This is a genomic window from Micromonospora sp. NPDC050795, from assembly GCF_044456785.1.
Taxonomy (GTDB): domain Bacteria; phylum Actinomycetota; class Actinomycetes; order Mycobacteriales; family Micromonosporaceae; genus Micromonospora.
Genome location: NZ_JBITGE010000042.1, coordinates 1 through 21,312, shown reverse-complemented (window position 1 = coordinate 21,312; position 21,312 = coordinate 1). Strand labels below are relative to the sequence as shown.

Below are 21,312 nucleotides of genomic sequence, written 5' to 3'. Positions count from 1 at the left end.
GACTCCCCCGCCCTCCCCCCTCCCCCGCCCTCCCCCCTCCCCGCCCCCACACGCGCCCCGGCCCCACCCCGCCGCGTCGATCTTGCACTTTCTGTCGCGACCAAAGGCGCGAATCGGGACGCATCGACGACAGCAACTGCAAGATCGACGCCGGGAGGGTTGCGGGAGGCGGCGGGAGGGAGGGAGCGCGGGAGGGTTGGGGTTGGGGTTGGGGTGGTTAGGAGGGGCGGGTCAGCTTGGCTAGGGCGTCTAGCTGGGTGGGGTCGGAGAGGGCGGAGCCGACGGCCACCACGCGTACGCCCGCTTGCAGGAACGCGTCGGCGTTGCTGGCGTCCAGGCCGCCGGTGGCGACGAAGCGCAACTGCGGCAGCGGGCCGGCGACGGCCTTGAACCAGGCCGGCCCGAGAGCGATCGCGGGGAACGCCTTGAGCCAGGTCAGGCCGTGCCGCAGTGCCTGCTGGGCCTCGGTCGGGGTGGCCACGCCGGGCAGGTGCGGCAGGCCACGCGCGGCGGCGGCGTCGGCGACCGCGAGGTCCAGGCCGGGCGCGACGGTGAACTGGGCGCCCGCGTCGGCCGCCGCGGCGACCTGTTCGACGTCGAGCACGGTGCCGGCACCGACGATCCGGTCACGCTCGGCCCCCGCCTCGACGGCGGCACGCAGCGCCGGCACCGCGTCAGCGGTGGCCACCGGAACCTCCACCACGTCGATGCCGAGGTCCCAGGCGCGCTCGGCGAGCCGAACGGTCTCGGCGACCGGCAGGCCGCGCAGGATCGCCATCACCCGGGCGCCGCCGAAGATGTGATCGAAGTCCGGTGTGGTCATGGTGCACTCCATCCGATGTCGCGGTGGGACTGTTGCTGCTGGTCGGGTCGCAACCCGGCGGCCCGGCTCAGGTCGTCGCCCCCGGGTGGGTCAGGTCGAGCGGCGACCAGGCGTCGGCGGGGGCGTCGATGAGTTTCTCGAACCAGGTCCACGGCGGTACGGGGGCGTTGTCGCCGCTGCTCGTCAACGCCTGGGCCGCGACGAGGTGGCCGAGACGCAGCCGCCGCACCGGGTCGAGCCCGCGTAGCAGCCCGGCCAGGTAACCGGCGGCGAACGCGTCTCCGGCGCCGACCGGCTCCACCACGGTCACCCGGGGCGCGGGCACGAAGACCGGTTCGGCGTCGCGGACCAGTGCGGTGGCGCCCACCGCGCCGTCCTTGACCACCACCGTCTGCGGATCGGGCAACACCTCGCGTACGGCGGTCGGGTCGGTGGTGCCCCAGAGGGTCTCCGCCTCGTCCTGCCCGACGAAGACGAGGTCGCAGCGGTTGGCGAGGTCGCGCAGCACCGGTGCGGCCTGCCCGGAGGACCACAGTCGGGCCCGGTGGTTGACGTCGAAGCTGACCAACGCCTGCGCCAGCGGCCGGTCGGTCACCGCGTGCTCGACAAGCGCCCGGCAGGACGCGGAGAGCGCCGGGGTGATTCCGGACAGGTGCAGCACCCGGGCACCGCTCAGCGCCGGGCCGGCCAGCGTGGCGGGGTCCATCCGGGCGGCCGCCGAACCGGCCCGGTAGTAGTGCACGGCGGTCCCCTCCGGGCCAGGGTCCTTGACGTACAGGCCGGTGGGGGCGGTCGGGTCCACGCAGACCTGGTCGACGCGGACGCCGGCGGCGGCGACATGCCGGACGACGGCCCGACCGAAAGGGTCGTCGCCGACCCGGCTCACCCAGGTCGTCACGTGTCCCAGGCGGGCCAGGTAACCGGCCACGTTGGACTCGGCCCCACCGACCGAGACGTCGACCCGCTCGGCGCGCTCCAGCGGCTCACCCGGGGCGGGGCAGAGCACCACCATCGTCTCCCCTACCGCTGCCACCTCGATCGACGGAAGGCCGGCCGGGACACTCGGCTGGTCAGGTCGGGGGGCGGTCGGCATCAGGCACACGTCCTCGCGGCGGGGGTGCTGGGCGTCGCCGAGCCTAGGTGTCCCGCGCGGGGCGGGCAAGCGGTGTCCCGCCGGTCAGGGCAACGTCAACCCGTACGCGGCCAGCACCTCCGCGATCGGCTGGTAGTAGGTGGTGCCACCGGCCGTGCAGTTGCCGGTGCCGCCGGAGAGGATGCCGAGGATCCTGCCGGTGGAGGCCACGTAGAGCGGTCCGCCGCTGTCCCCCGGTTCGGCGCAGATGTTGGTGCGGATCAGGCCGTAGATCACGCCGGTGGCGTAGTTGACGGTCTGGTTGAGACCGGTGACGGTGCCGCAGCGCACGCCGGTGGTGCTGCCGCTGCGGCACACCGCCTGACCGACGTACGCGCTGCCGGGGCCATTGATGGTCAGCAGGCCGGGGTAGGTGTAGACCGCGCTCGGGTGGGCGATCCGGCCGGTGTAGCGGATCAGCCCGTAGTCGTTGGTGGGGTAGCTGGTTGCGGTGCGGGTGCCGAGCACCGTGGTCTGGGCGCTGTCGGTGTACCAGGTGGCGGCGGCGGTGGTGCAGTGCCCGGCGGTGATCACGTAGTAGGTGCTGCCGCTGCGCGCGTTCGCGCCGAGCGAGCAGCGCGCGCCACCGCCGCCGTAGATGCCCTGCCCACCGGCGATCAGCGGCCGCAGGGTTCCGGGTTCGCGGCGCAGCAGCACGCCGGCCCGGTCGGTCACCAGCCGCAGCGCGGCCACCTCGCTGGGGGCCACTGTGTCGTCGACGGTGAGGGTCATCCGACCGGTGGCGGGGTCGAGACCCCAGGCGGTGCCCGCGGTGCGTACCCCGGTCAGCGTGGCCGTCGGGTCGGCGGCGGGCGCGGCGGCCCGGTCGGGGACGGCGGCCTGCGCCGCGCCAGGAGCGACGAGCAGCAGGGCGGTCAGGACGAGGGCGACCAGCGGGGAGCGGCGCATCCGAACCTCCGAATAGATCGAGATTATTGGATGCGGTCAAGCATCGCCCGGCCTCCGACGCCCTGGCAACCTCCGGCCGTCCGCTTCCCCGACCGGCGGGAATCGCCGATCCGGGGACGGGCCGCGCCGGCACCGCCGATAATCCTCTTAAGACACGGTGGGAGGCCGGGCATGAGCACCGGAGGCACCGCGGCACTGGTACGCCGGCCGGACGGGTCGACCCGGGCCACGTTGCTGGAGTTGCTCTTCGACGTGGTCTTCGTGGCGGCCCTCGCGCTGACCTCGACGCTGTTGACCGAGCACCTTTCCATTTCCGGCGGCGCGAAGGTGCTGCTGATGTTGACGGCCATCTGGTGGACCTGGTCGGTCACCTCCACCACCACCGAGTTCTACGACCCGCAGCAACGCCCCATCCAGGCCATCCTGATGATCGCCATGGTCGGCTCGGTGGGGATGGCGGCGTCCCTGCCCATGGTCATTGACGGGCACGCGATGATCTTCGCGGTCTCGTACGTCGGTACGCACGTTTCTCGCGGGATCATCCTGATCACGACGTTGCTCCGGCAGCACCACCGGGCGGCCACGATCCGGGCCACCCGGTTCCTGTTCTGGTTCGTGGTGTCCGGCGTCTTCTGGATCACCGGCGGGGCGACCGGCGACGTGAACTGGCCGCTCTGGACCATCGCCATCACGATCGACCTGCTGTCCTCGGCAGCCCGCTACCCGACACCGAGGCTGGGCCGGGTGCCCATCGACCAGTACGAGCGGACCACCGGGCACCTGGGCGAGCGGTACCAGCAGTTCGTGATCCTGGCCCTCGGCGACATCATCCTGGTGCCCACCATGCGGGTCAGCCGTACCGATCTCGACGGCATCCGGGTCACCGCGTTGTTCTGCGCCTTCGGCCTCATGCTGCTGATGTGGCAGGTCTACGTCTTCCGGGCCGGCGAGTTGCTGGAAGCCGGGGCGAGGGCGGGCCGGCCGACGCGGGTGGCCCCGTACACCCATCTGGTGATGCTGGCCGGCGTGGTCGGCACGGCGGCGGCGTTCGACCTGGTCGTCTCGCGGCCGACCGGGACGACACCGGCGCGGTGGCTCCTGCTGATCATCGGAGGTCCGATCCTGTTCGTGGTCGGCCGCGCGCTGTTCACCCTGCTCGTGTCGACGGAGATGCCGTGGTGGCGGTTGAGCTGCCTGATCCTGCCGCTGCTGGTGCTGCCCTGGGCCGGCCACTGGCCGCCGGTGCTGGTCACCGTGTTCGTGGCGCTGGGGCTGGCGGCTCACGTCCTGCTCCCCGGGGCGGCCCGGGAGACCACGCCGGGCCTGCGGTTCCGACAATCCGGCGACTGACCCTGCTCACTCAGGCGACGTGTCGGGCGGCCCACTCGGCGAGGTCCCGGGCGCACGCGTCCACCGACTCCTGCCAGCTCCGGGCCGCGCCGTCGCCCGCCTCGTCGCTGACCTGCTTGACCAGCCGGCACGGCACGCCGGCCTGCGCCGCGGCCCACGCCACCGCGTACCCCTCCATGTCGACCAGGTCGGCGCGCTGCGCCAACCGGTCCCGCTCCGCGTCGTCGGCCACGAAGGTGTCACCGGTCGCGAGCACCGCACCCTCGGCGGCCAACGACAGCGGCGCCCCGTAGGTCTCGCCGGTGAGCGTGCGCAGCAGGTCGGTGTCCAGGTCGTGCTGGAGCACCGTGGCGACCTCGTGGATGCCGGCCAACCCGGGGCGCAACGCGCCCGCCGTACCCAGGTTGAGCACCAGGGCGGGGCGCGGCCCGGCAGCCAGCACCGCGGCAACCGCGCTGGCGGCGTTCACCTTGCCCATGCCGGTGAGCAGGACCGGCAGCTCGGGCGGCAGGTAGCGGGCCTCCTCCCCCACGGCAAGAACCACCAGCGGACGATCGGCGCGGACCGTACCTCGAAGATTCACCGGAGCATCGTACGAGCCGAACGGTGGGCCGTCGACGTCAGTCGTCGGTGAAGCGGTACAGCACGAAGTCCTTCTCCGCGCCACAGGCGATCACGCGGGTGTTCCACGAGCAGGAGGAGCTGCGCACGTTCTTCAGCTCACCCAACTCGTCGACCTCCCCGGACTCGGCCCACACCCCGGCCAGCACCCGGTTGTCCGCGACCACGCTGGGCGCCTTGGCGAAGACCAGCAGGTTGCCCGCGTCCAGGCGGACGGCGACCCCGCCCCGGTCCCGCAGCACCGGCTTGCCGGCGGCGTCGAAGACGGTGACGGTCGGCTCCGGCAGCTCTCGTTGGGCGAGCACCTGCTCACCCAACGCGACCAGACCGGTCACGCCCGGCACCGACCAACTGATCATGCGCTCACCCTCGGTGACCGCCACCACCTCGGTGCGCGCGACGTCGTTGTTCGGCACCTGCAACAGGCAGGCCCGCCGCTCACCGCAGGCCACCAGTTCCTTCGGGCGGTACTCGTCGTTGCCGGAGCGGTGCAGCACCACCGGCTCGGCGTCGGAGTTCAGGTCGTACGCGAGCAGCTGGTAGCCACCCTCGTTGGCGGCCACGTACAGGCGGTCCTCGTGGGCGACCACCAGGTCGTCGAGGTCGGCGACGCTGCCCCACTGGCGCAGCACGGCGCCGGAGGCCATGTCGAGCAGCCGCACCGACCGGTCCGCACCCACCTGGACGAGTCGCCGCCCCTTGCTCGTCCACGGGTTGCGGGGCGTGCCGTCGAGGAAGGCCGGCCCGCCCGCCGCCGCGTCGGTGCCGACCGGGCGGACCACGGTACGGCCACCGGCGTACTGGCCGCGGGGGTTGGGCTCGGTCCACTTCGCCGAGCCGTTGGTCAGGCGCAGACCGACCAGTTCTTCAGCGGCCCGGTCCACCAGCACCGCCGTGTCGTCGGCGAAGTAGACGTCGTCGTCACCACGCAGAACGCGTTGCCAGCGCTGCTCGCCGGTGCGGCCGTCGAGGACGGCCAGCGGTCGGGGGGTGCTGTCGCCCGGCGCGTCGGCGAGGACCGCGACCGCCCCGGGAACGGCGATGATCGCCTCCCAGTCGTCGGCCCGCACGTCGGTCTGCTCGCGCCACAACTCGCGGCCGTTGCCCGCGTCGACGGCCACCACCTCCAGCCGGTCGTCCGGCAGCGCAAACGCCAGGTAGGCCCGGTCGTCGAGCACCGCCGTCCACATGTCGAGCGGCCGTTCGGTGCCGGCTGACAGGCGGGACAGCTCGCGCAGCGAGGCGAACTCCAGATCCGGGTAGCGGTCCCGGGTCAGGTAGAGCGTCGCCGCGGTGGCCACCCCGGCCAGGGCCAGCACCGCGCCGAGCACCACCCAGCGCGCCCGGGGCCAGCGGGTCGCGCCGGTCGGCGGGGTCGGGGTGGCGCCGGCCAGGCCCGGCCCCGGGGGCGGGGTGGATCCCGGCCAGGGCTGCGTCGGTACGACCGGCGCGGGGGCTCCGGCCGGGGCGGGCGGGCTGACGGGGCTCGGCATGGGCGGGCTCACGGGACGTGGCGCGGGCGGGCTCACCGGAGCCGGCGAGGGTGGTACGAGCGGCGGTCCCGCGTACGCCGGGGCGGGGAGCGGCTTGCGCAGCGGCAGGTCGGTCAGGGCGCCCTCGGCCACCGGCAACTCGGGTTGGTCCAGCACCGTCGGCGCGATCCCCAGCTCGGCGTGGAGCATGCGGGCCACCAGCGGGATCCGTGACGACCCTCCCACGAGGAACAGCCCGTCGAGCTGATCGGGGCGCAGCCCGGCGGCGGCGATGACCTCCCGGGCCCGCTGCACCGCCCGGTGCAGCAGCGGCGTGGCCACCCGCTCGACGTCCGCCCGGGTCAGCTGGATCGTCTCGGCCACTCCCGGCACCGCGACCGGGGCGACAGCAGACCGGGACAGGGTTTCCTTCGCCCCACGTACCTCGTCCCAGAGCCGGACCTGATCGCGGCGCTGCGCCGGATCCGCCGGTCGCGTGAGCCGGTCCCACTGCCCGGCGTGCCGCTCACCGACCAGTTCGCCGACCCGACGCACCAGCGCGGCGTCGAGGTCCAGACCGCCCAGGTCGGGCAGGCCACCGTCGGCGACCACGCTGAAGCCTGAGTCGCCCCAGGGGTCCGCGCCCTCGTTGCGCAGCACAGCGACGTCGAGCGTTCCGCCACCGAAGTCGAACACCGCGATCGCCCCGCCGACCGGCACCGGACGGTGCAGCACCTGCGTGTAGTACCGGGCGGCGGCCACCGGCTCCCGCAGCAGCCGGGTGCCGGGCGGCGTCGGCCCGGCGAGGGTGTGCTCGGCCGCCTGCGGCCAGCCCGCCCGCAGCAGCGCGTCGGCGAGGACCTGCCGCCGCGTCGCGTCCCAGGCGGCCGGGCAGGTGACCACTGCCGGCGGCAGGAAACCCACAGCGTTCACCGCGGCCCGGCCGACCGACGCCAGCACCGCGGCGAGCAGGTCGGCCGGCGGGTACGCGCGGTCGCCGAGCCGCACTGTCGGCTCGTCCACCCGACGCTTGGGGTTCGCCTCGAACCGGGCCGGGTCGGCCTGCGCCAACCGGCGGGCGTCCCAGCCGGTCTGCAGGGTGCCGTCCGGGTCGGCGTACACGGCGGACGGACTGAGCGGTTGACCGTCCATCAGCAGCGGACGGGTCCGCCCGTCCGGCCAGCGCAGCACCGCGACGGTGTTGGACGTGCCGAGGTCGATGCCGAGGGCGAAACCCTCGTGCTGGCCTGCCATTGCCCGATACCTCCGCCGCGACGAGGGGAACTCGACCCCGCATCGTACGCAGGCCCCGCCGCACCGCTGATCACTCGGTCCGGGGCGGTCGAGGGCGTCCGCTCAGTGGGTGGCGTGGACGCCCACCACCTCGTCCTCGCTGGTCTCCCCGGTCAGCTGGAACCCGAGCTTCAGGTAGAACTGCTCCGGGCCGTCCGGCCCCGGCTTCCACGTCGTCTCCAGTCGCGGCACGCCGGCCAGCCTACCGAGCGGGGCGCTGCAGCAGGCCGTCGAGCAGACCGTGCAGACCGAACTGGAACCAGGTGTCCAGGTCGGTGTCGGGTCTGGTCTGCCCGGCCGCGGCCAGCCACTGTCGGTCCCGGGTACGGCCGGTCCGCTCCAGCCGGGCGCCGGTCGCCGACCACCAGGCGTGGTAGGTGGTGTCCCCGGGGTCACGCCGGATGAGCAGGGCCATGCCCTGGACGTAGCCGCTGAGCGCCAGGTAGGCGCGGAACGCCTCGGCCGGTGCATACCCGGCGCTGGTGAACGCCGCCACCACCCGGTCGACCATGGCGAGTACCGCCGGCCCGATCGGCGGCCGGTCGGTGGCGAGGATGGCCAGCAGCCAGGGATGGCGGCGGTACATCGCCCACTCGTCCCCGGCCAACCGTTCCAGCCGTTGGCGCGGATCGCGTGGCAGTGGCGCGGTGCCCGGCGGGTGAGTGGCGGTGATCTGCTCGGCCATCGCGGCGAGGAGGTCGGCCCGGTTCCGGACGTGCCGGTACACGCCGTGGGCGGGCAGGCCGGCGCGTTGGGCGAGGACCCGCAGCGAGACGGCGTCCAGGCCACCGACGTCCGCCAGCCCGACCGCGAGGGCGACCAACCGGTGGCGCGGGTCGCCGCCGGTCGGCGCGGGCAGGTCCGGAATTCGACGCGGGCCGCTGGTGGGGCCGTGCTCGCGACGTCTCCGGTACGCGCGGGCCTGACAGCTCCGGGAGCAGTAGCGGCGCGGGCGACCCCGACCGGGGCCGGCGGGCAGTTCGGCCTCGCACTCGACACACCGGTCACCGAGCACGCCGCCCCCCACATCTCCCGGAACGCGCTACGAGGCTAGCTCGCCGGCGCGGCCCGCCGGGTCGATCATGAGGTTGGCGGGTGCTGCGGAGATCGGATCAACCGGCAACCTCATGATCAACCGGCAGGGGCGGGTGGGTCGGCGGGGCAGCGGTCGGAGAGGGCGTAGCGGAGCAGCACCACGTCGCCGATCTGGCGGGCCTCGGCCAGGCGGGCACGTCGACCCGGGTGCCAGGGGAAGCTGCCCTCCCCCACGAACCGGGGCGCCCGACCGTCACCGACGAAGAACGGGGCGACCACCAGGTGCAGTTCGTCGGCGAGACCGGCGGCGAGGAACTGGGCGTGCACCGTCCCGCCGCCCTCCACCATCAACCGCTGTACGCCCCGCGCGGCCAGGTCGGTCAGCAGCCACCCCGGGTCGACAGGCTCCCCCGCGTCGATCACGGTGGCCAGCCGGCCGACCCGCTCCTCGGTCTTCTCCAGCGCGCCCGTGGCGCAGTAGACGAGCCGGGCCGAATCACCGGCGGTGAAGAAGCGGGCGGTCGGGTCGAGGTCACCCTGTGCGGTCAGGGTGACCTTGGTGGGTGAGGCGGGCCGACCGGCCGCCACCCGCTCGTCGCGGCGGCTCGGCGAGCGCACCAGCAGCCGAGGGTCGTCTCGTCGGACGGTGCCGGCCCCGACCAGAATGGCGTCGCAGCTGGCCCGAACCGCGTCGACGCGGTCCAGGTCCTCCTCGTTGGACAGCAGCAACCGCTGCTCGGAGGCATCGTCGATGTACCCGTCGATGGAGGCGGCACAACTCAGCAGCACGTACGGCCGCGTGGGCCCCGGCCGCCAACTCATCGGGAGACGGGCCGCTCAGGAGTACGACCCGCGAGCACATCCGCTGCCTCGACCGCCTCGACCTCCGCCGCCTTGGCGGCCTTGGCCGCCAGGTAGCCCGCGTTGGCCGGCGAGAGGAAGACGCTGGTGAGCACCCGTTCGGCGACGTCCACGCCCAACCGGGTCAACTGCTCGGCCTTGTCCGGATTGCTGCTGAGCAGTCGGACCCGCGGCACACCCAACGTGGCAAGCATCTGCGCGGCGACGGTGTAGTCCCGCTCGTCCTCGCCCCGGCCCAGCGCGACGTTGGCCTGGTAGGTGTCCAACCCGGCGTCCTGCAACGCGTACGCGTCGAGTTTGGCGTACAGGCCGATGCCCCGGCCCTCCTGGCGGAGGTAGAGCAGGAAACCGCCGGTCTCGGCGATCCGCTGCACCGCCTCGCGCAGTTGCGGCCCGCAGTCGCAGCGTTGGCTGCCGAACACGTCGCCGGTCAGGCACTCGCTGTGCGGGCGGACCAGCGGGGCTGCTCCCCCGGCGGTCAGCCGGTCCAGGGCGCCCGCCCAGTCGCCGAGGCCGAGGGCCAGGTGCTCCCGACCGTCCACCAGGCCCTTGAAGGTGAACACCCGGGCCGTCGTGGTGTAGCCGTCCGGAAACGCCAACGGCACCGTGACCTGCGTGCGGATCGTGGCAACGGGTAATGCTTCGGGCATGGGACTCCTCTGTCCGGCGCCACCGTCGTCCGGCGACGCGTACCGTCTCACAACCGACTCAACATCCGCCGCCGGAGGCGGCTTCCCGGGCGGCGACCGGATTTCGACGTCGACGGGCCAGCAACACGACGGCCCCGGGCAGGCTGGCCACCAGGATCAGCGCGCCGTAGACGGTGGCGGTGGCGACGCCCTCGGCGGCGCTGAGACCGGCCGCGCCGAACACCCATGCCGCGACCCCCTCGCGGGGTCCGAAACCGGCCACGTTCAACGGTAGGCCCATCGCGAGCAGGGCGAGCAGCGTCAACGGCAGCAGGCGGGACAGCGGGGCGTCCGACCCGGCGGTGCGCGCCGCCACCAGGAAGGTGGCCAGGTGACCGGCGACCATGACGGCCGAGGCGACCAGCACTCCGAACCAGGTACGCCGCGCCAGCAGCCCCGACCGTACGTCCGCCACGGCGGTGCGCAGTGCCGTCGCCCAGCGCGACCCGCCACCGTTCGGGAGGAGCCGGGCCACCAGCACGACGGCCAGCCCGCCGGCGACGAGCAGCGCGGCGGCGACCGGCAGGTACGGGCGGACCGGGGACGGGAAGGCGGCGAGCACCACCAGCGCGACCCCGACCAGGACCACCTGTCCGGCGGTGCGTTCCCAGACCACCGCGCGGATGCCCCGGCTGACGTCACCGGCGTCGCGGCCGTGGCGTACCGCGCGGTGCACGTCGCCGAGCACCCCGCCGGGCAGTGTGGCGTTGAGGAAGACGGCCCGGTAGCAGTGCGCCACAGCGGTCGCCAGTGGCAGGCGGACGCCGAGACCACCGGCGACCAGGCTCCACCGCCACGCCGCGCAGACCGTGGTGAGCACACCGATGACCAGCGCCGCTGCCAACGCCGGCGCGTCGATCAGTCGCACTCCGGCGAGGAACGGGCCGGTGCCCACCTGCCACAGCAGGACGGCGAGCAGACCCACCCCGCCGACCACTCGTGCCCAGGCCCAGAACATCGGCGCCGGCCCTCCCCTTTGAAGATCGTCCACTTGCCCTAGTGCACGTACCCAGGGCGTGAATGGTTCATCCACCGGCGAGGATGTCGGTGTGTTCGACGAGCACCGTGAGTCGGCCGGCCGCCGCGTCGGCCAGCCGACGGCGGGCGTACGCCTGGGCGGGTACGGCCAGGTCGGGGCGCTGCTCACAGGCGGCCCCGAGCCATCCTCGGAACCATTCGGCGGTCAGGTCGGCCTGTTCCGGGCCGAGACGCCACGGGCTGGGCCGTTCCCGCACGTCGACGCCGCGTCGGGCGAACGCGGCGGCGGTGGCGGCGGCGGCATCCGGGCCGAGCAGCCGCCGGCCCTCGACGGTACGCCGCTGGTGGTCGTTGAACGCGGCCCCGACCGCCTCGTCGAGCGGGTCGGCCGGGGTGAACCGGACCCGCCCGGTCACCGAGATGGCGAACACGGCCGGCCGGCCGACACACGCCGCCACCACCCGCTCGACCTCCTCGGCGGTGAGCATGTCCAGCAGCGCGGACGCGGTGACCAGGAAAGCATCGGCGAGGTCGGCGGCGGTCAGCCGGGTGAGGTCGCCACAGCGGGTGTGGACGGTGACCGGGGCGCCGTCGGCGGCGGTCACCCCCCGCATGCCCTCGGCGGCCCGGGCCAGCAGGTCGGCGTCCCGGTCGTGCAGCACCCAGTGCTGAGGTCCGGGTAGCCGGGCGGCCAGCCAACGACTCATCGACCCGGTGCCGCTGCCCAGGTCGTGGATCACCGTCGGGGCGTCCCCGGTCAGCCGGGCCCGGACGGCATCCACCAGGTCCTCGGCACGCGCCGCCGCGTCGGCCGGTTCACGCAACCGCAGCCAGTCGGCGAACGGCAGGGTCTCCTCGGCGGTCATTCCGCCACCTCCTTCAGCACTCCGGCCAGCAACGCGGTGGTCACCGGCCAGTCGGTCAGGGTGTCGCGCCGGGCGAGAGCGGCATGACGCAGCCGGGCGCGCAGCCGGTCATCGTCGAGCCAGCGGATCAGAGCGGCGGCCAGCGCCGCCGGGTCACCGGGTGGGACCAGCAGTCCCGGGCGCTCACCGTCGGGCGCGTGACCGAGCGCCTCCGGCAGCCCGCCCACCTGGGTGGTCAACACCGGCAGGCCACGGGCCAGCGCCTCGGTGACGACCATGCCGTACGTCTCGCCTCTCGACGGCAGCACCAGCAGATCGGCGGCGGCGTAGGCGTCGTCCAACGCCGCGCCGGTCACCGGGCCGACCAGTCGCACCCGCTCGGTGAGGCCCGCCCCGGTCAACCTGTCGCGCAGCCGGTGCACGAGATCCGGTTCCCGGGTCAGAGAGCCCGCGCAGACCATCGTCCAGGACCTGCCGACGAGCGTGGCCAACGCGTCGACCAGCACGTCGTACCCCTTGTGGTGGGTGACCGCCGCGACGCAGAGCAACCGGTCGCCGGCGACCGAGCCGACCGCGGGCGGCGCGGGTCGCACCCCGGGCGGCGCGGCCCGGACCCGGCCGGCGAGGGCCGGGTGGCGGGCCAGCAGGGCGCTGCGGGTCCACTCGCTGGTGGTGACGACGGCCCGGGCGGTGGCCAGGGCGCGGGCTTCCGGCTCGTCGTCCAACGGCAGGTGCACCAGCAGCACCAGGCGCAGCCGACGGGCGTGCGGGGCGAGCAGGTCCGGCACGGCCGAGGCGATGAGGCCGTCGATCAGCACCACGGCGTCGTCGGGCGCGGCGGCGAGCACCACGCCCAGCGTCGCCCGGTCGGCCGGGTCGGGGTGCGGCCACGCACCGGGCACCGGATGCTCGCGCACCGACCACCCGCGCTCGCCCAGCCCCGCGCAGATCCGCCGGTCGTAGGAGTTGCCGCCGCTGGGCGTGGCCGGATCGTCGATGTCACCGGGCAGGACGACGTGCACCGCCCGGCCCGCATCGGTCACAACGACCGCTCGTAGCTCGCCCAGGCGATGTGCGACTCGTGCAGGGTGACAGTGATGCCGCTCAGGTCACGCGCCCCGGCGCCCAGCTCACCGGCGTGCACCCGCTCGACCAGCCGGTCCGCGACCGTACGGGCCAGCACCTCCGTGGTGGTGTTCACTCCGGCGAAGGCCGCCTCGTCGTCGAGGTTGCGGTAGGTCAGCTCGCTCAGCACGGCCCGCAGCTGCTCGGTGGCCAGGCCGATGTCCACCACGATCCCGTCGGCGTCCAGGTCGGGCCGACGGAACGTCGCGTCCACGACGAACGTCGCGCCGTGCAGGCGCTGGGCGGGCCCGAACACCTCGCCTCGGAAACTGTGGGCAATCATCATGTGGTCCCGAACGGTCACGCTGAACACTGTCACTCTCCGTCTTCGTAGGTGATGAGGTGGCAGAGCGCGGGCAGGTCGCCCGAGGTCAGTCTGGCGAGGACGTCGGGCAGCTCCGCGAAGCGCGACGCGCCGGTGATCAACGCGTCGAAGGCCGGGTCGTCGAGCAGGTCCAGGGCGAGCGCCAGTCGGTCGGCGTAACTGCGCCGTCCCCGTCGGGCGGGTGCCACCATGCCGACCTGGCTGCTGCGGACGCTGAGTCGACGGGAGTGGAACGCACCGCCGAGTGACACCTGCACCGGGCGGTCGCCGTACCAGCTCAGCTCGATGACCGTGCCCTCCGGGGCGAGCAGGTCCAGCGACTGTTGCAGGCCGGCGGCAGTGGCGCTGGCGTGCACGACCAGGTCCCGGTCACCGCGGGCGTCGGCCGGGCTGGCGAAGGTGACACCGAGGGCTCCGGCCACGCCGGCCCTGCTCGCGTCGGTGTCGACCAACTCGACGTGCACGCCGGGGAACCGGGCCAACAGCGTCGCGACGCAGCAGCCCACCATGCCCGCGCCGATGACGGTGACGCGGTCGCCGACCAGCGGCGCGGCGTCCCACAGCGCGTTGACGGCGGTCTCCACAGTGCCGGCGAGCACCGCTCGGGCGGCCGGCACCCCCTCCGGCACCGGCACCACGGCACTCACCGGCACGACGTACGCGCTCTGGTGCGGGTGCAGGCAGAACACCGTTCGCCCGAGCAGCTCCGGCGGCCCCTGCTCGACGACGCCGACGCTCAGGTAGCCGTACTTGACCGGGCCGGGGAACTCGCCCTCCTGAAACGGCGCGCGCATCGTGGCGTACTGGTCGGCGGGCACCCGGCCGGCGAAGACCAGCGTCTCGGTGCCCCGGCTGACACCGGAGTAGCGGGTCCGGACCAGCACCTCGTCGGGGCCCGGGGCGGTCAGTGACACCGGCTGGATCTCGGCGACGCCGGGTTCGCGCACCCAGCAGGCGGACGCCTCGCGGATCACCGTCGCGCACCTCAGCTCTTCTCCGGGGCCGAATCGATCGGCCGTGTCGGGTCCCCGGTCGGGGTTGTCGATCATAAACACGAAAGTTCGGTACCCACAGTTCGAAGCCCACCAGCCTGATCTTCATTCGGACAAAACCGACATAAGATACTTTTTGCCTCGATAAGCTCCGCTGGCACATCGAACCAACGGGGGCGTGATGAGGATTTCGTGGTGGGGTAGCCGCAGGTCACGGGCGACGGCGCTGACCGCTGTCGCGGGCGTGCTGGCTCTCAACGGCCCGCTGGTGCCTGCTGGGCCTGACCGGATCAACCCGGTGCTGGCTGCCGTCGACGAGGCCATCGGGCCGGTGGACCCGGTCGCCGCGGCGCTGAGCTTCGGCGTGATGACCGAGGGCGACGCCACTGTGAACAACGACGAGAACGAGGGAACCCTCGCCGTCGGCGGTGACCTCACCTTCGGCACCTACCAGCTCGCCGGGGCAACCGCCGGATCGTTCGTGGTGCCCGGCGACGCCAACCCCAGCGCCCTGGTCGTGGGTGGACGGGTCAACTTCGCCGGCAGCGTCGGCGGCAGCCGCCTCCAGGTGCTCTCCAACGGCTACGCCAAGGTCGGTAACCTGACCGGTACCTTCGTCCGCAACACCGACAACAACGGCGCCCAGGTCAACACCCGGATCCTGCCGACGAACGACTACGACGCCTCGCCCCGGGTGGAGCTGGTCACCCGGCAGCCGGTCCCCAGCGTCGGGCCGACCTCGCCGATCAACTTCGCCGGCGCGTTCACCGCCTTCCGGAACACCACGGCCGGCCTCGCCACCTGCGACAACACGGTGGTGCTGCGGACGCCGAACGGTGACGTGCTGCCCCGACCGATCCCGCCGGGCAGCAACGCCGTCGTCACGTTGACCCCGGGCGTGACGAACGTGCTCAACCTGAGCGCCGCCGACCTGGCCAACATCCAGGTCCTGACCTTCGCGAGCCAGCCGACCGCCGATACGCCACTGCTGGTCAACGTGGACACCAGCGGCGTGGGCAACACGTTCGCCTGGACCGCCCCGAACTTCGCCGGGATCGGCGGCTCGCAGGCGCGCTACATCCTGTTCAACTTCCCGACCGCCACCGCGCTCACCCTCACCCGAACGCCGCCACTGTCGAAGGCACCATCTACGCCCCCAACGCCAGCCTCACCGACCTCTCCTCCAGCAACACCGAGGGCAGCGTCATCACCCGTACGCTGGACCACCGCGGCGGCGAGATCCACTACTTCCCGTTCAGCACCACGCTCGCCTGCGAGGGCGCCACCCCGGCCGACATCGCCCTGATCAAGTCGTCGACCACCACGCTGATCACCAGCGTCGGCCAGCAGGTGCCGTACTCGTTCCACGTGGTCAACACCGGCGGCGTCCCGCTGACCAGCATCTCCGTCACCGACGTGCAGACCCCACCGTCGTCGAACGCCAATCTCGGCCCGATCACCTGCGCCGCCACCACCCTGGCGCCCGGAGCGCAGACCGCCTGCACGGCGACCTACACCGTCACCCAGGCCGACCTCGACAACAACGGGGTCACCAACGTCGCCACCGCACAGGGCAGCCCACCCACCGGTCCACCGGTCGTCTCCGACCCGAACTCCCTGACCATCCCGGCGCAGGCGCTCACTGCCGCCGTCACCGTGGTGAAGTCGTCCACCACCACGTCGATCACCACGGTCGGGCAGCAGGTGCCCTACCGGTTCCTGGTCGCCAACGCCGGGGGCCTGACCCTGACCAACGTCGCCGTCACCGACGTGCAGACCCCGCCGTCGTCGAACGCCAACCTCGGCCCCATCACCTGCCCGGTCACCACCCTCGCCCCCGGCGCGAGCACCACCTGCACCGCCACCTACACCGTCACCCAGGCCGACCTCGACAACAACGGGGTCACCAACGTCGCCACCGCGCGGGGCACCCCGCCCGGCGGCGGTACGCCGGTCACGTCGCCGCCCTCGACGCTGACCATCCCCGAGGCCGGCCTGCTCGCGTCGATCGCCATCATGAAGACCTCGACCACCACGTCGATCACTGCTGTCGGCCAACAGGTGCCGTACCAGTTCCACGTGCTGAACACCGGTGGGTTCACCCTCACCGGCGTGAACGTGACCGACGTGCAGACACCGCCGTCGTCGAACGTCAACCTCGGCCCGATCACCTGCGCCGCCGCCACCCTCGCTCCGGGCGCGCAGACCCTGTGCACGGCCACCTACACCGTCACCCAGGCCGACCTGGACAACGACGGCGTCACCAACGTCGCCACCGCGCACGGCACCCCGCCCAGCGGCGCCCCTGTCGACTCGACGCCAGCGACGCTCACCATTCCGGAGAGCGGTCTGGTCGCCTCCATCGCGATCCTGAAGTCGTCCACCACCACGTCGATCACCACTGTCGGGCAGCAGGTCCCGTACCGGTTCGACGTGGTCAACACCGGCGGGTTCACCCTCACCGGCGTGACCGTGACCGACGTGCAGACCCCGCCATCGTCGAACGCCAACCTCGGCCCCATCACCTGCGCCGCCACCACCCTCGCGCCCGGCGCCACCACCACCTGCACCGCCACCTACACCGTCACCCAGGCCGACCTGGACTTCGGCTCGGTCCGGGACAGCGCGACAGCGCAGGGAACACCGCCCGGCGGTCGGCCGCCCGTGCAGTCGCCGCCCGCGACGCTGACGATTCCGAGCGACGTGGTCGTCCCCGGCATCTCACTGGTCAAGTCGTCCACCACCACGCAGATCAGCAGCGTCGGCCAGCAGGTGCCCTACCGGTTCCTGGTCGCCAACACCGGTGGCGTGACGCTCAACGGCGTGAACGTGACAGACGTGCAGACCCCGCCGTCGTCGAACGCCAACCTCGGCCCCATCACCTGCGCCGCCACCACACTGGCACCGGGCGCGAACACCACCTGCACCGCCACCTACACCGTCACCCAGGCCGACCTCGACAACGACGAGGTCACCAACGTCGCCACCGCACACGGCACACCGGCCGGCAGTGACAACCCGATCGACTCGGCACCATCGACGCTGACCATCCCGGCGGCTGACCTGATCCAGTCGATCTCGCTGCTGAAGTCGTCCACCACCGTCTCGATCACCACGGTCGGGCAGCAGGTGCCCTACCGCTTCCTGGTGGCCAACACCGGCACCGTGACGCTGTCCAACGTGAACGTGACAGACGTGCAGACCCCGCCGTCGTCGAACGCCGACCTGGGGCCGATCACCTGCGCCGCCACCACCCTCGCTCCGGGCGCGAACACCACCTGCACCGCCACCTACACCGTCACCCAGGCCGACCTCGACAACAACGGGGTCACCGACGTCGCCACCGCACACGGCACACCGCCCGGCAGTGAGACGCCCATCAACTCGGCGCCGGCGACGCTGACCATTCCGGACGCGGGGATCGTCGCCAGCATCCAGGTGGTGAAGTCCTCCACCACGGTGTTGATCAACGCGGTCGGACAACAGGTCCCGTACCGGTTCCACGTGGTCAACAACGGTGGGCTGACGCTGACCAACGTCAACGTGACAGACGTGCAGACCCCGCCGTCGTCGAACGCCGACCTCGGCCCGATCACCTGCGCCGCCACCACCCTCGCCCCTGGGGCGAGCACCACCTGCACCGCCACCTACACGGTCACCCAGGCCGACCTCGACAACGACGGCGTCACGAACGTCGCCACCGCGCACGGCACACCGCCGGGCGGGGGTACGCCTGTCGACTCGCCGCCGTCGTCACTGACCATCCCGCAGTCCGGGCTCGTCGCCATCATCGAGGTGATCAAGTCGACCACCACGGTGGCGATCACCGCGCCGGGTCAGCAGGTGCCGTACACCTTCCTGGTCGTCAACACCGGCGGCCTCACCCTCACCGACGTGACAGTCAACGACACGGTGCTGCCGCCGTCCGTGCGCGGTGTGCTCGGGCCGATCACCTGCGGTCCAGACAACATCCCGAACGGCGCGGTGACGTTGTCGCCGGGCGCCTCCATCCAGTGCCGGACGACCTACACGGTGACCGCGGAGGACTTCACCGGCTCGTCGCTGCGCAACGTCGCCACTGCCACCGGTACGCCGCCGTTCGGGCCGCCGCCGGTCTCCCCACCGTCGCCGGTGGACATCCCGATCCCCCACCCGGCGATCGCCATCACCAAGTCGGTGACGCCCACGGTGGTGTCCGCGGCCGGGGACGTGGTCACGTACCGGTTCGTGGTGAGCAACACCGGCACCACGTCGCTCAGCGCGGTGACGGTCGACGAGACGGACTTCTCCGGCACCGGGACGCCCGGGGCCATCACCTGCGGCACGCCGCCGGTCGCCAACGGCACGGTCACCCTGGCCGCCGGGGAAAGCACCACCTGCACGTCGACCTACGCGGTCACCGCCGCGGACATCGAGACCGGCCGAATCACCAACACCGCGGTCGCGGCCGGCACGCCCCCGACCATTCCCGGTCAGGAGCCACCCGCACCGGTACGCTCCGCGCCAGCCTCAGCCGAGGTCACGGCCACCCGGGGCGCAGCGATCACGGTGGTGAAGTCGAGCAGCACCGACAAGATCGTCCGGCCGGGGCAGCAGGTGCCGTTCCAGTTCGTGGTGACCAACACCGGTCAGGTGCCGCTGACCGGCGTGACGATCACCGACGCCCTGACCGCACCGGCCTCGGCGGCCGACCTCGGCCCGATCACCTGCGGTCCGGAGCGGACGCCGAACGGCGCCGTCACCCTTGCCGCTGGCGCGGCCGTGACCTGCACGGCGACGTACACGGTCAGCAAGGCTGACTACCACCACGGGTCGCTGCGCAACACCGCGACGGCGACCGGCACTCCGCCGGACGGACCGGCGCCGATCTCACCCGAGTCCACGATCACCATTCCGGTGAAGGGCAAGCTCCCGGTTACCGGAACCTCGTTCCCGGCCGGACTCTGGATGGGTGCCGGCGTGCTGGCGGTGCTCCTCGGCGCGGCCCTGCTGCTGGTCGTCCGGCAGCGCAGACTCCGCGCCTGACGCGGACCTGATCGCGGAGGTCGGACCGGAGGGGAACCGGTCCGGCCCTCGCGGCACGTCACCCCACGGTGGCAGGCGATCCGCTCCATACACGAGATGACCCGACGCCTCCGCATGGCGAACGTCGATGGCGATGACTGCTTGGACAACAGCCAGCGATTTCTTCGAGTGAACTTTCGGCGAGCCGGTTGGACCGGGCTTGATGCGAGGCCGCACGGCCTGTTGGCGCGCTTCTCGGCTCGGTTCGGCTGGCCGGGTTGCTGTCTTTCACGGCTGCACTGCTGGCGTCAGACGAGGCGCTGGATGCGGACCTTCGGGCGCTCGTTCCTGAGGTGGCCGTGCTTGTGCTGGCGGACCTGTTCGTCCCAGACCTCTTGGTCGTAGTCCGGGTCCGGTGGGATCCACTTGTGCGAGCCGTCGCTGTAGTGGAACTTCTCGTCGCCTGAGCGCAGGATGCTCATCGGGTCCAGCCGAGGAATCGGTAGTGCAGGTGTCCGGCGGGGACGTGGGCCAGGTCCTGTGCGGCGTCGACGAGATGGGCGGCCAGGTAGAGGGCTAGTGACACCGGTGCTCTGTCGTACTCGGCTCGCAGCTCTTGGCGCCGGGTCTGGCATGGCCACTGCCCCGCACAGCCGCCGCAGGTCCAGGCCGGCTTGATCGGGTGGTGAGTAGTCATCCCGGGCCGTCCTGGCTGGGCCAGTGGCCACGGTTGATCGGGATGCGGTGGCGGCATCGGCATGGCAGATCGCTTCCGCAGCGGCAAATACGCCGCCAGTGTCGCCAGGACCACACCGGCTGGTGACGGCGGGCCATCGTCAGCGCCACCGCCAGCACGTACTCGTCGTACGAGACTCGCTTCACGGGCTCGCCTTGCCCTCTCGCGCCAAGGCTTGCCCAGCCCATGTCGATGGGAGCATTTGCCGTCTCCTTTTGCCGGAGCGATCTGGGGGCGTGGATGCCCGAGCGCGGGGGACGCGCCGAACATCCACGCCAGCGAGGACGGCCCACAGCGCCAACCGAGGGAATCGACCTCCTCGGCAACCTCCCATAGGTACCGTTGGGTAGTCAAGGGCTGACGTAGGTGGTCTACTCGTGTTGCCAACCGAGGAGAGCCACGTGCCGCCGCGTTACCGCTACGAGCAGATTGCCGACGACCTCGCCGAGCGCATCGCGTCAGGTGAGTTCCAGCCCGGCTCCAAGCTGCCCAGTCGGCGAGAGTTGATCGAGCACTACGGGGTCACCGAGCCGGTGATCGACCGCGCCATGCAGGTACTACGGATCAAAGGAATGACCGAAACCCTTCCCGGCGTTGGCGTCTTCGTCGCCGAGTAAATCCCTCCGGAGAGCCAGCAGCCGCAGCCACGACCTCGCGGCTGCGAGAGCACGCAGCGGGCACGGCGGCAGTTCATATGTCGCGTCGGCCAGGCGCGCCGAGCTTCGGACTACCGCCGATCTATCTAAGCTGGTGATTCAAACGGAGCCGCCAGGAGCAAAACTTGGGCGAAAAAGTACCGAAGGTGCATTCCGGAGTGATTGGCTGGTATTGGCCTGGGGCGCAGCGAGCGAGGTCGCTTAAGCGTGAGCCAGAGCGCGGCTACCTCAAGCTGGGCGAGCAAGGGTTATTAGAACTTGTCGCGCTGGATGAGTCCGATGCATTTAAGCATCGAGCTGGGGCCCCATCGCGTCCAAATCTGGTGACTGGCGTCACAGACGCGGGCGGGCTAGGCCGTGTTTCGTAAGTGGGCGTGGGCCGGGTGAGGTCACGGCGTGGCGGTGATCGATAACTGAAGAGGTCTCCGGTAAGTGGGTTAGCGAC

18 protein-coding genes and 1 pseudogene are annotated in these 21,312 nt (G+C 72.2%); 4 read left to right on the top strand and 15 right to left on the bottom strand.

The features are described 5' to 3' along the window. Positions 1-217: 217 nt before the first annotated feature. The 3 genes from ACIBEF_RS28145 to ACIBEF_RS28135 all read right to left on the bottom strand — a co-directional run bounded on the left by ACIBEF_RS28145 (position 218) and on the right by ACIBEF_RS28135 (position 2,864). Positions 218-823 carry a bifunctional 4-hydroxy-2-oxoglutarate aldolase/2-dehydro-3-deoxy-phosphogluconate aldolase gene (locus tag ACIBEF_RS28145; protein WP_396796245.1) on the bottom strand — a complete coding sequence of 202 codons (606 nt, stop codon included), beginning with the start codon at positions 821-823 and terminating at the stop codon, positions 218-220. Between the two features lie 67 nt (positions 824-890). After that, positions 891-1,916, bottom strand: coding sequence for a sugar kinase (locus tag ACIBEF_RS28140; RefSeq protein WP_396796244.1), 1,026 nt, complete (start codon positions 1,914-1,916; stop codon positions 891-893). Between the two features lie 84 nt (positions 1,917-2,000). Further along, on the bottom strand, positions 2,001-2,864 hold the full coding sequence (locus tag ACIBEF_RS28135; RefSeq protein ID WP_396796243.1) for a S1 family peptidase: 864 nt from the start codon (positions 2,862-2,864) through the stop codon (positions 2,001-2,003). Between the two features lie 171 nt (positions 2,865-3,035). Here ACIBEF_RS28135 and ACIBEF_RS28130 point away from each other — a divergent pair, with 171 nt between their 5' ends. Beyond that, a complete protein-coding gene (locus ACIBEF_RS28130) occupies positions 3,036-4,214 on the top strand; it encodes a low temperature requirement protein A (protein WP_396796242.1) in 1,179 nt (392 codons plus the stop codon). 10 nt (positions 4,215-4,224) lie between these two features. Here ACIBEF_RS28130 and ACIBEF_RS28125 read toward each other — a convergent pair whose 3' ends face one another. From ACIBEF_RS28125 to ACIBEF_RS28075, 11 genes are all read right to left on the bottom strand, one after another. Then, positions 4,225-4,797 carry a nucleosidase gene (locus ACIBEF_RS28125; RefSeq protein WP_387349534.1) on the bottom strand — a complete coding sequence of 191 codons (573 nt, stop codon included), beginning with the start codon at positions 4,795-4,797 and terminating at the stop codon, positions 4,225-4,227. A gap of 37 nt (positions 4,798-4,834) precedes the next feature. Then, the gene (locus ACIBEF_RS28120) at positions 4,835-7,561 is read right to left on the bottom strand and encodes an Hsp70 family protein (RefSeq protein ID WP_396796241.1); all 2,727 of its coding nucleotides are present in this window, start codon (positions 7,559-7,561) and stop codon (positions 4,835-4,837) included. Positions 7,562-7,663: 102 nt separating this feature from the next. Next, on the bottom strand, positions 7,664-7,792 hold the full coding sequence (locus tag ACIBEF_RS28115) for a hypothetical protein (RefSeq protein ID WP_396796240.1): 129 nt from the start codon (positions 7,790-7,792) through the stop codon (positions 7,664-7,666). A gap of 10 nt (positions 7,793-7,802) precedes the next feature. Next, positions 7,803-8,615, bottom strand: a complete 813-nt coding sequence (locus ACIBEF_RS28110) for a TetR/AcrR family transcriptional regulator (RefSeq protein ID WP_396796239.1) — start codon at positions 8,613-8,615, stop codon at positions 7,803-7,805. A 116-nt stretch (positions 8,616-8,731) separates the two neighbouring features. After that, positions 8,732-9,457 carry a RibD family protein gene (locus ACIBEF_RS28105; RefSeq protein WP_396796238.1) on the bottom strand — a complete coding sequence of 242 codons (726 nt, stop codon included), beginning with the start codon at positions 9,455-9,457 and terminating at the stop codon, positions 8,732-8,734. After that, on the bottom strand, positions 9,454-10,146 hold the full coding sequence (gene ribA / locus ACIBEF_RS28100) for a GTP cyclohydrolase II (RefSeq protein ID WP_396796236.1): 693 nt from the start codon (positions 10,144-10,146) through the stop codon (positions 9,454-9,456). The genes ACIBEF_RS28105 and ribA overlap by 4 nt, the downstream gene beginning before the upstream one ends. A gap of 58 nt (positions 10,147-10,204) precedes the next feature. Then, complete coding sequence (locus tag ACIBEF_RS28095; protein WP_396796234.1) at positions 10,205-11,143, bottom strand: YbhN family protein; 939 nt, start codon at positions 11,141-11,143, stop codon at positions 10,205-10,207. A 67-nt stretch (positions 11,144-11,210) separates the two neighbouring features. Next, complete coding sequence (locus tag ACIBEF_RS28090) at positions 11,211-12,029, bottom strand: class I SAM-dependent methyltransferase (RefSeq protein WP_396796233.1); 819 nt, start codon at positions 12,027-12,029, stop codon at positions 11,211-11,213. Then, positions 12,026-13,072: a glycosyltransferase family 4 protein gene (locus ACIBEF_RS28085; protein WP_396796231.1), complete on the bottom strand. Its 1,047-nt coding sequence runs from the start codon at positions 13,070-13,072 to the stop codon at positions 12,026-12,028. Before ACIBEF_RS28085 ends, ACIBEF_RS28090 begins: the two co-directional genes overlap by 4 nt. Further along, complete coding sequence (locus tag ACIBEF_RS28080; RefSeq protein ID WP_357202916.1) at positions 13,069-13,467, bottom strand: 6-carboxytetrahydropterin synthase; 399 nt, start codon at positions 13,465-13,467, stop codon at positions 13,069-13,071. Before ACIBEF_RS28080 ends, ACIBEF_RS28085 begins: the two co-directional genes overlap by 4 nt. 2 nt (positions 13,468-13,469) lie before the next feature. Next, entirely contained in the window at positions 13,470-14,453 is a 984-nt protein-coding gene (locus tag ACIBEF_RS28075; RefSeq protein WP_396796230.1) for a zinc-binding alcohol dehydrogenase, read from the bottom strand. Positions 14,454-14,652: 199 nt separating this feature from the next. Here ACIBEF_RS28075 and ACIBEF_RS28070 point away from each other — a divergent pair. Further along, a pseudogene (locus ACIBEF_RS28070) lies at positions 14,653-15,809 on the top strand (collagen-binding domain-containing protein); the annotation flags it as partial. Between the two features lie 12 nt (positions 15,810-15,821). After that, complete coding sequence (locus ACIBEF_RS28065; protein WP_396796283.1) at positions 15,822-19,496, top strand: hypothetical protein; 3,675 nt, start codon at positions 15,822-15,824, stop codon at positions 19,494-19,496. A gap of 287 nt (positions 19,497-19,783) precedes the next feature. Here ACIBEF_RS28065 and ACIBEF_RS28060 read toward each other — a convergent pair whose 3' ends face one another. Further along, positions 19,784-19,957, bottom strand: a complete 174-nt coding sequence (locus ACIBEF_RS28060) for a hypothetical protein (protein ID WP_279520213.1) — start codon at positions 19,955-19,957, stop codon at positions 19,784-19,786. A 631-nt stretch (positions 19,958-20,588) separates the two neighbouring features. Here ACIBEF_RS28060 and ACIBEF_RS28055 point away from each other — a divergent pair. Further along, positions 20,589-20,828, top strand: a complete 240-nt coding sequence (locus tag ACIBEF_RS28055) for a GntR family transcriptional regulator (RefSeq protein WP_007463473.1) — start codon at positions 20,589-20,591, stop codon at positions 20,826-20,828. Positions 20,829-21,312 lie beyond the last annotated feature (484 nt).

Excerpts from the sequence above, each read along its gene's own strand:
- ACIBEF_RS28145 (WP_396796245.1), bottom strand. The coding sequence starts at position 823 with ATGACCACACCGGACTTCGATCACATCTTCGGCGGCGCCCGGGTGATG.
- ACIBEF_RS28140 (WP_396796244.1), bottom strand. The coding sequence starts at position 1,916 with ATGCCGACCGCCCCCCGACCTGACCAGCCGAGTGTCCCGGCCGGCCTT.
- ACIBEF_RS28135 (WP_396796243.1), bottom strand. The coding sequence starts at position 2,864 with ATGCGCCGCTCCCCGCTGGTCGCCCTCGTCCTGACCGCCCTGCTGCTC.
- ACIBEF_RS28130 (WP_396796242.1), top strand. The coding sequence starts at position 3,036 with ATGAGCACCGGAGGCACCGCGGCACTGGTACGCCGGCCGGACGGGTCG.
- ACIBEF_RS28120 (WP_396796241.1), bottom strand. The coding sequence starts at position 7,561 with ATGGCAGGCCAGCACGAGGGTTTCGCCCTCGGCATCGACCTCGGCACG.
- ACIBEF_RS28105 (WP_396796238.1), bottom strand. The coding sequence starts at position 9,457 with ATGAGTTGGCGGCCGGGGCCCACGCGGCCGTACGTGCTGCTGAGTTGT.
- ribA (WP_396796236.1), bottom strand. The coding sequence starts at position 10,146 with ATGCCCGAAGCATTACCCGTTGCCACGATCCGCACGCAGGTCACGGTG.
- ACIBEF_RS28095 (WP_396796234.1), bottom strand. The coding sequence starts at position 11,143 with ATGTTCTGGGCCTGGGCACGAGTGGTCGGCGGGGTGGGTCTGCTCGCC.
- ACIBEF_RS28090 (WP_396796233.1), bottom strand. The coding sequence starts at position 12,029 with ATGACCGCCGAGGAGACCCTGCCGTTCGCCGACTGGCTGCGGTTGCGT.
- ACIBEF_RS28060 (WP_279520213.1), bottom strand. The coding sequence starts at position 19,957 with ATGAGCATCCTGCGCTCAGGCGACGAGAAGTTCCACTACAGCGACGGC.